This window comes from Cryobacterium sp. 10I5 (assembly GCF_035019865.1).
Classification (GTDB): Bacteria; Actinomycetota; Actinomycetes; order Actinomycetales; family Microbacteriaceae; genus Cryobacterium; species Cryobacterium breve_A.
Genome location: NZ_JASJVI010000132.1, coordinates 1 through 7,378 on the forward strand (window position 1 = coordinate 1; position 7,378 = coordinate 7,378).

A 7,378-nucleotide genomic window follows, 5' to 3' on the forward strand; every position below is an offset into this window, starting at 1 on the left:
TGGCGAAGGTTGTACTCGCGCTTCAGCTCATTCCAGCGCCGGACCGAGACCTCGGCAGCGGGCGAGACCTCGGCGGGCTCACCAGACTGTGGTACTTCGGACCTGTTGGTGGATTCGTGCGTTGCATCGGCCATGGATTCCCTCGGTCTCAGACGGTTCATGAACTGCTCGCTACTGAGCCTGGTTCACTGGATGAGCGACCGAGACATACACGCGTTCACATCGAAAGTGCACATATGACCCATCACAATCGGTGGACGGGATCGCATTTTCATGCTACATCTGCAGATCGGAAATCGGCCAGCGAGACGAGCGATACGGCCGATCGGCCGTGTTTCCATGCATCAAGGATGCAGCGACATCCAGGTGACCTACAATTCGCTGCGACGGAGGAAACCGCGAAGGAGGAGAGTGGGCTCATGAGTGCAATCGAGAATTCCAAACTGGCTATCATCGGGGCGGGCGCCGTCGGCACCTCGCTCGCTTACGCGGCGCTGATCCGGCAATCAGCCCGCGAGGTGGTGCTCTATGACATCAACAAGCCCAAGGTCGAAGCCGAAGTACTCGACCTCGCCCACGGCACGCAGTTCACCGGTGCCTCCTGCGTGTCCGGCGGGGCGGACCTCGACGCGATCGCGGGCTCGAACATGGTCGTGATCACAGCGGGAGCCCGGCAGCACCCGGGTCAATCGCGTCTCGATATGTCTGCCGTCAACGTCGGCATCCTGCGTGAGTTGATGCCCAAGCTCGTCGAACGGGCGCCGGACGCCGTGTTCATGATCGTGACCAATCCGTGCGACATCGTCACTTACGCGGCCCTTCACTTCAGCGGACTCCCGTCGGCACGGGTTTTTGGCTCAGGCACCGTCCTCGACTCCTCGAGGCTTCGCTGGCTGCTCGCGCACCGCGTCGGCGTCGCGATTGCCAACGTACACGCCGACATCATCGGCGAACACGGCGACTCGGAATTCCCGCTCTGGTCTCAGGCTCGCGTCGGTCCGATCTCCCTCTCCGAATGGGTCAAGGACGACATCTCGCCGGCATCCGACGACCGGGCGAAGTTCTCTGAGGCCGAGTTCGCGGCCATCACCAAGGACGTCAAGACCGCCGCGTACCGGGTGATCGCAGGCAAGGGCGCCACGAACTATGCGATCGGACTCTCCGGCGCCCGGATCGTGGAGGCCGTGCTGCGAGACGAGGGCGCCATACTTCCGATCAGTTCCTTGCTCACCGACTATCGCGGCATCAGCCGGGTTGCGCTCTCTGTTCCGGCGGTTGTCAACGCCGATGGCGTGTCCCGGGTGATCGAGGTACCGTTCTCCGACGCGGAGCAGGAACTATTCCAGCACTCGGCTGATACCCTGCGCGCGACCCTCGACACCCTCTCACTGCCCTGAGGCCGCCGTCGACCAACGCGCCTGCGGCGATGCTCAGGCGACCAGACCAGAACAGAAGTGGCGGACACACCGCCCTCGGCCACTCGGCCCACTGCAGACGAGGATCGCTGCTCACTAGACTGAAATGGAGTCCACAACCTTTGGAGGGACTGTGAATACCGAACAAGCAGAAAGAATGAACACCGGAGTCGGCTTCGTCGCAGCGCTCGATCAGAGCGGCGGTAGCACGAGTGGCGCACTGGAGCTCTATGGAATAGACCCGTCGTACTACAGTACCGCCGAGCAAATGTTCGACCTGATGCATCAGATGCGCGCCCGCGTAATGACGGCCGCAAGCTTCACCTCCGATCGCATCCTCGCCACGATCCTCTTCGAGCAGGCCATGGACCGCACCGTTGACGGCCAGTTGACGGGTGACTACCTCACCGCCCGAGGTATTGTGCCAATCGTCAAGGTCGACCAGGGCCTCGCCGTCGAGGTAGACGGTGTCCAGCTGATGAAGCCGCTCACCAAGCTGGAACCCCTCCTCACACGTGCCGTTGAGCGCACGATGTTCGGCACGAAGATGCGTTCCGTGATCAAGTCAGCCAACCCCGCTGGAATCCAGGCGATCGTCGACCAACAGTTTTCCGTTGCAGCGCAGATTCTCGCCCACGGCCTGGTGCCGATCTTGGAACCCGAAGTCGACGTGAATGCCCTCGACAAGGCCGAGGCCGAAACTCTCTTGAAAAAGGACGTGCTGGCAGCCCTCGATGAGCTACCCACCGACCAGCCCGTGATCGTCAAGCTGTCGATCCCGACGGTAACCGGTTTCTACTCCGACCTGATCGACCATCCGCTCGTGCTGCGAGTGGTGGCCCTTTCTGGCGGCTACCCTCAGACGAAGGCGTGCCGCTTGCTGGCCGAGAATCACGGTCTGAGCGCCAGCTTCAGCCGCGCTCTTCTCGAAGGCCTCACCGCCCAACAATCGGACGCCGACTTCGACGCCGTGCTGGCCGCCTCTGTCGAGCGGATCTACGCAGCGTCCACGACCTGAACCACATCCGAGATCGACGCGGGTGGTAACGCCATCGATCCTGACAGGGCCTGACTGGACCTGTCACTCCGCCTCCCGAATGAAAGCGACCCACCAGCCAACGCAAGACAAGGCGGCACACCGCCGGAACGGATAGGGAAAATGACTGATGCGCACTTCGACAAGCTGGTCAGACTGCAGGACAGTGACGAAACTGTCGCAGAGCGAGAAGATGACATTCGAGGTCGGCGGGTGTTCGACAAAGATCACCAACCTCTCGGGAAGATCGACGCGCTGCTGCTGGATAAAGAGGAGAACAAGATTCGATTCCTTGAAGTGGCCTCCGGCGGTTTCCTGGGTCTTGGACAAGCCAAATCATTCATCCCGATAGATGCGATCACGAAGATCACCCAGGACGAAGTCCACATCAGCCAGTCCGCCGAGCACATCGCCGGAGCTCCCGTGTACGACCCTGAACTCGTGGACCAAAAGGAATTCTACGAAAATACCTACGGTTACTACGGAGTGATGCCGTTCTGGAGCCCCGGCTACTCGCTTCCGACGTACCCAGGCGAGGATCCACTTGCCGGCAAGTGGTATCGCTGACCATCGTTCGACGATGCCTTCCTGAACACGGCCAGAGGACACCTCCGCGATTCCCCGTCCCACAAGCACGCACAGGATCGCTTCACGCCTCGAAGCGTCGCTGAACGTCGGAGTAAGACTCTGCCCCGGCGAGGAAGCCGAGGGTGCCGGAGTCGAGCAACTCCCGGCCGGCAGCGTTCAACGTGCTGATCGCTGCACGAGCAAGGCTGCCGCCCAGGCTGACCCGCCTAACGCCGAGCGAGACGAGCGTTGGCGCGTCGAGGACGTTCGCCAGGTCGGCCACGATGTTGAGCGCGCCCGGGATCGCCGCGGCGAGCCGGCGGATCGTGTCCGCCTCGGCGACGCCGGGAACAAAGATACAGTCGGCGCCCGCGTCCAGGTACCGGACCGCCCGCTCGACCGTCTCAGCAAACGCATCACCGGTCGAGCCAACCGTGTAGGTGTCCGTGCGCGCATTGAGCACGAACGTGCCCGAGGGCGCCGCGGCCCGCGCCGCCGTCAAACGATCGACCGCCTCAGCGATACCGAACAGCCGTCCCATCCGAGCATCCTCGATGTTGCACCCCACGACCCCGAACTCCACTGCTCGAGCCACGGTACGGCCGACGTCTTCCGGGCTGAGCCCATACCCAGCCTCAAGGTCTGCCGACACTGGCACGCCGACAGCGGCCACCATCCGTCCAATGTGCCCCAGCATCGTGTCGCGGTTCAGCGCTTCTCCGTCGGGCACCCCGAAGGACCACGCGATGCCCGCGCTTTTGGTGGCAATGGCAGGGAATCCGACCTGCTCAAGAATCCGGGCAGACCTCGCGTCCCACGCGTTAGGGAGAACAAAAGCCGGGACCGGTGTGCAAGGCGAGGAGACAGGCCGCGATCTGCAATCACCATCTGAAGAGCCCGGCCGCGGTCGAGGAGGCCATGCACGGCCTGTGGCTATACATCTGGTAAAACGCGCCAGTGCTGAATGCTGAGCCGACTCCACCAGGCGAATTGTCTCCAAAGGGAATGGCTGATGCGACGCGGCCGGGAATGGCGCATACCGAGCGGCACCCCACCCATCCCACGCCGTACACCCCGGCCGACCTGCTCAGCGAGCTAGTCTCGAGGAAAAAATGGCCCCTATTGCTTCCACCGTTTGAAACCGCCCCGCTTGAATTGCAGCACTCACCGTGAGTTCTACGACACCCAGGAGCGGTTGTGGTGGCCTAATCGGCCCAGATGACTTTCCAGTTGGTGAGCTGGGCGCGGAGCATAGCGATCTCGGCCTGCTGGCCGGTTGTGCGTGCGGCGAGCACTGCGGGGCTCTTGGGCGCGTGGGGTGTGGCGAACCCTCCCCCAGTCAAGATCCGTTCGCGGGTCCGGATCGAGCGCGTTCGTGCAGACGGGTGTACAAAACGACAAGCCAACGTCAGCGCGTCGACCTGGTTCTCGTCGATCAATTCCTGCCCGTAACGATAAGAGTCATGTGGGAAGATGGCACAAAAAAACGAAGCGGAGCAAATGTGAGCACTGGAATTGTGGTCATTGACATTCAGAACGACTACTTCCCCGGAGGCGCATATCCCCTCACCGGGAGTGAGTCCGCCGCGGTCATCGCCCGGGGCGTCCTCGACACGGCCCGTGCCATCGGAACCCCCGTCATGCACTTCCAGCACCTGGCCACCGAACGGGATGCAACGTTCTTCGTCCCCGGGACCGCGGGCGCCGAGATCTACCCGCTCGTGGCGCCGGTGGCGACCGAACACCACTTGACCAAGGGCTCCCCGAACGCCTTCATCGGCACCGGACTCGAACAGTTACTTCGGGACGAGGACATCAAGCACCTCGTCATCATGGGCATGATGAGCAGCATGTGCATCGACGCGACCACCAGAGCCGCGCTCGACCTTGGATTGGTAGTCACGGTCGTGTACGACGCCTGCGCCGCACCCGACTTCGAGTTCCAGGGCACCGAGGTTCCGGGGGCATCCGTCCAGGCCGCCTTCATGGCCGCCCTCCGCGATACGGGTGCTGAGGTGCTCGCCGCCGCCGACCTCGACCTGGACTTCGACTTCGACTTCGATCACATCCCGGCACACTAACGGGATCCTGCCCGGCCGGGCCGACAACGCGACACCACTCGGCGGGAAGGCCACCGCACGCGAGGCGAAACTTCAGTGGTAACAAAGCATCGATTCGTAAACTGAGGAACATGGACGTTCCCAGCCTTCCGCAGACACCGCCGATTCTGACCCTGACCGTCAATCCTGCCCTGGATGTGAGCACCTCGACCCCCCATGTGACCGGTGAACACAAGCTGCGCTGCAGCGCCACCCGCATCGACCCGGGCGGCGGCGGCATCAACGTGGCCCGGGTCATCCGGCGGCTGGGCGGAACGGCCCTGTCGCTGTATGCGGCCGGCGGCCCCACCGGGGACGCCTTCCGCCAGCTCATCGCCGCGGAGGGACTCCCGACGGTGATGATGCCGATCCACAACAGCACCCGTCAGAGTTTCACAGTCGACGAAACGGACTCGGGATAGCAGTTCCGTTTTGTCCTGCAGGGGCCCGAGGTCACGGAGGCAGAGTGGACGGCGTGCCTCGACACGCTCGCCACGACGATGCCCGCCGGCGGTTACCTCGTCGCGAGCGGAAGCCTCCCACCGGGCGTCCCTGACGACTTCTACGCCCGCGTCGCCAGACTCGCCAGAGACGCCGGGGCCCGGTGCATCGTGGATGCCTCCGGTCCGGCCCTGAGCGCCGCCCTCGCCGAAGGCGTCTTCCTGGTCAAGCCGAGCCTCCGCGAACTCGAAGCCCACGCTGGGGTGAAGCTCGACACCCCTAAGAACCAGGCGGATGCCGCGGCGCAGCTCGTCGCTTCCGGCGCCGCCGAGTACGTGGCGCTGACCCTCGGCGGGGCCGGTGCAATCCTCGCATCGGCGAGCGGAGTCATCCGCTCAGACGTACCACGAGTGACCGTGATCAGCACCGTCGGCGCCGGCGACAGCTTCCTCGGCGCCTTCGTGTTGCGCCTCGCGCAAGGCAGGACTGCCGAGGAAGCCTTCCGTTCGGGAATCGCCGCCGGAAGCGCGACCGCCTCGACCCCCGCCACTGAGCTGTGCCACCGGAACGATGTCGAACGTCTCGAAACCGAACTCACCGCGGCGCTCAGCGTCCCGCGCCGGTAGTTCGTTCAAGAGTAGTGCGAGGGATTCGAGGACCTGGTCGGCGGTTTCGATCCAGAAATAGGCTGTAAGGGCCCGTTCCAGCCAGCGCCCAGGGTCGGTGGTCCCGTTCGAGGGTCTGGATGTCCTTGTGAACGCTACGTAACAAGCATGGCCACGCATACTCTCGCGACCAGACAATACGCACCACGATTTTCGATCAAGTCGCCGGACACTTAACAAATGTTCCAGACGCAACCACGCTCTCCCGCGACACCCCAGACGCGGCCCATTCGGCACCGCCGTCCTGCATTTTCAGTACCCCACCACCGAAGCGGATCGCACACGCACGCTGCTATGGTGCTGACAAAGCAGTAAGTGGGGCGCCAGGTGACCATTCCGGCCATACTCGTTCCCGCTCTGGTGACGAAAGGAATTCCAATGAAGGCATCCGCGAAACTTGGCAGCAACTTGCAGTCGATCCTCGTTGACATGATCGAGCTCCACCTCCAGGGCAAGCAGGCGCACTGGAGCGTGGTGGGCAAAAACTTCCGCGATCTGCACCTGCAGCTCGACGAAATCATCAACGACGCCCGCCTCGGGAAACTTGGGCAGGTGGGTGGTCTTCGTGACCGTTCCAGAGCGACCGTCCGGTAGGGCGTCGAGGGCTCGCATTCGCTCGGCCAACTCATCCGAGAAGCGGGTATACGATCGTATCCGGTGCCGCTCGCGGCATCGACCACGCCGCCCTGGCTTCCGCGGTCGCTACGGGCGGGCATGCGATCGCGGTCCTCGCGGGCCGCGTGAGCACTCGCTTCCCGGCGGACCGCGGCGCTCTTCTGGACGACGTTGCCGAGAACGGTGCTGTCGTTAGTGAGGTGCCGCCGGGGGCGACGCCGATTTGGTGGCAGTTCGCTCGGCGCGGGCAACTGATGGCCGCTCTGGCGTCGAAGACCATCGTCGTCGAAGCGAGCGCTTCATCCGATGCACTCGGTGCGGCGGAGCGCGCGATTGAACTGGGCCGTCCGCTCGGTGCCGTACCCGGGTCGACCTCCTTCGCGGCCGGGGCCGGCTACCAGCTCTTGACGGGCGAGTTCGGTGCGCGCCCGGTCACCAGCCCGCACGACGCCGACTGGCTCTGACGACCGGGGTCACCGGGTAAGTTCCTCATCCGGGTCCTCGTCCCAGATCTCCCCCGTGTCGATGTCGACGCTGAGG

Annotated in this window: 7 protein-coding genes and 2 pseudogenes; 7 read left to right on the top strand and 2 right to left on the bottom strand. The window is 63.7% G+C overall.

Annotated features, from left to right (window positions below; genetic code table 11):
• The first annotated feature begins 419 nt into the window (after positions 1-419).
• The 3 genes from QN350_RS18560 (at position 420) to QN350_RS18570 (ending at position 3,018) form a co-directional block, all read left to right on the top strand.
• The gene (locus QN350_RS18560; protein ID WP_322139223.1) at positions 420-1,397 is read left to right on the top strand and encodes an L-lactate dehydrogenase; all 978 of its coding nucleotides are present in this window, start codon (positions 420-422) and stop codon (positions 1,395-1,397) included.
• Positions 1,398-1,548: 151 nt separating this feature from the next.
• Positions 1,549-2,433, top strand: a complete 885-nt coding sequence (locus QN350_RS18565; RefSeq protein ID WP_323507930.1) for a fructose bisphosphate aldolase — start codon at positions 1,549-1,551, stop codon at positions 2,431-2,433.
• A gap of 141 nt (positions 2,434-2,574) precedes the next feature.
• Entirely contained in the window at positions 2,575-3,018 is a 444-nt protein-coding gene (locus QN350_RS18570) for a PRC-barrel domain-containing protein (protein WP_322139221.1), read from the top strand.
• An 82-nt stretch (positions 3,019-3,100) separates the two neighbouring features.
• Here QN350_RS18570 and QN350_RS18575 read toward each other — a convergent pair whose 3' ends face one another.
• Both QN350_RS18575 and QN350_RS18580 read right to left on the bottom strand, forming a co-directional pair.
• A complete protein-coding gene (locus QN350_RS18575) occupies positions 3,101-4,000 on the bottom strand; it encodes an isocitrate lyase/phosphoenolpyruvate mutase family protein (protein WP_322140396.1) in 900 nt (299 codons plus the stop codon).
• A gap of 223 nt (positions 4,001-4,223) precedes the next feature.
• The gene (locus tag QN350_RS18580; RefSeq protein WP_322139220.1) at positions 4,224-4,361 is read right to left on the bottom strand and encodes a hypothetical protein; all 138 of its coding nucleotides are present in this window, start codon (positions 4,359-4,361) and stop codon (positions 4,224-4,226) included.
• 159 nt (positions 4,362-4,520) lie between these two features.
• On the opposite strand from QN350_RS18580, the gene QN350_RS18585 reads away from it, so the two are divergent.
• The 4 genes and pseudogenes from QN350_RS18585 (at position 4,521) to QN350_RS18605 (ending at position 7,302) form a co-directional block, all read left to right on the top strand.
• On the top strand, positions 4,521-5,099 hold the full coding sequence (locus QN350_RS18585; protein WP_322139219.1) for a cysteine hydrolase family protein: 579 nt from the start codon (positions 4,521-4,523) through the stop codon (positions 5,097-5,099).
• Positions 5,100-5,209: 110 nt separating this feature from the next.
• A pseudogene (locus tag QN350_RS18590) lies at positions 5,210-6,184 on the top strand (1-phosphofructokinase family hexose kinase).
• A gap of 417 nt (positions 6,185-6,601) precedes the next feature.
• A pseudogene (locus QN350_RS18595) lies at positions 6,602-6,757 on the top strand (DNA starvation/stationary phase protection protein); the annotation flags it as partial.
• A gap of 152 nt (positions 6,758-6,909) precedes the next feature.
• Positions 6,910-7,302, top strand: a complete 393-nt coding sequence (locus QN350_RS18605) for a DNA-processing protein DprA (RefSeq protein ID WP_323503705.1) — start codon at positions 6,910-6,912, stop codon at positions 7,300-7,302.
• The last annotated feature ends 76 nt before the right edge of the window (positions 7,303-7,378 follow it).

Bases quoted from the DNA above. Each gene is read 5' to 3' on its own strand.
- QN350_RS18560 (WP_322139223.1), top strand. From the start codon at position 420: ATGAGTGCAATCGAGAATTCCAAACTGGCTATCATCGGGGCGGGCGCC.
- QN350_RS18570 (WP_322139221.1), top strand. From the start codon at position 2,575: ATGACTGATGCGCACTTCGACAAGCTGGTCAGACTGCAGGACAGTGAC.